The sequence below is a fragment of the Actinomadura logoneensis genome, assembly GCF_003428695.1.
Classification (GTDB): domain Bacteria; phylum Actinomycetota; class Actinomycetes; order Streptosporangiales; family Streptosporangiaceae; genus Spirillospora; species Spirillospora logoneensis.
The window spans coordinates 1-931 of the sequence record NZ_QURH01000434.1 but is presented as its reverse complement, the minus strand read 5'-3'; the positions used below and the strand labels follow the sequence as shown (position 1 = coordinate 931).

Annotated in this window: 1 protein-coding gene; it reads right to left on the bottom strand. The window is 78.7% G+C overall.

Translation table 11 applies throughout. From position 1 onward, the window contains the following. On the bottom strand, positions 1-931 hold a 931-nt coding region (locus tag DZF91_RS40100), incomplete at both ends, for a hypothetical protein (RefSeq protein ID WP_199486822.1).

The following is a 931-nucleotide window of genomic DNA, read 5'->3' as shown; positions in this document are numbered from 1 at the left end:
CTCCAGCCGCGCGAGCCGGGCGCGCAGCCGCTCGATCTCCGACGCCGCGGCCCCGCCGTCCGTGGACGCGCCGGACCCGCCGGACGCGCCCGCCGCCCCGCTCCCGTCGCCGTTCTCCTTCGCGGGCGGTTTCGCCGGAGCCGGGACCTTCGGACGCAACCGGCGCGGCAGGTGCTCGTCCAGCAGCTTCGCGGCGTCGGCCGCGACACCCGGCGGGCAGGTGTCCGCGCGAGCCGCCAGCGCGTCGTCGAGCAGCGCGGTCAGCAGGCCGTGCCGGTCCCGGACGGCCGCGCGGGTGAACGTCGTGTCGTCCTCGGCGTTCCCGGACGGGCCGAAGTAGCGCGCCCCGCCCACCGGGACCGCCCGCTCGGGCAGCAGCCCGGCGAGCACCCGGCGGCCCGGCTCGATCACGACCGCCACGCTCAGCAGTCCGGGCCAGTGCACCCGGAAGAGGGTGTCGATGCTGGTCAGCGCCTTGCGGGAGTCGAGCGACACGACCAGCACGCCGACGCTGCGGTCGGGATGCTCCAGGCTGCCCGCGACCAGCGTGAGCCGGTCGTCCTCGATGCCCTCGTCGGGCGCGACGCCGTCCACCGGGAACAGCTTCAGCGGCTCGCCGGTGACCGGCAGGCCGCCGGAGTCGCAGATGTGCTGGCGGTCGATGCCGAGCCGGACGCACGGCGGCACGGCCCGGTGCGTCCAGCCGCGCTCGGCGTGCGCGGCCACGCCCCACTCGACCAGCCCGCGCGGCGAGTCGCGCAGGACGATCGCGGCGCGGACGGCTCCGGCGGCGGGGTCGCTCCAGCGGGCGGTGGTGCGGGCGACCAGCCGGGGCGGATCCGCCCCGCCGCCCTCCTCCCGGTCGAAGCGCCACGGCCGGATGCCCGCGTCGTCGCCGGGCAGCGGCGCGCGGGGCGGCGGGAGCGGCAGG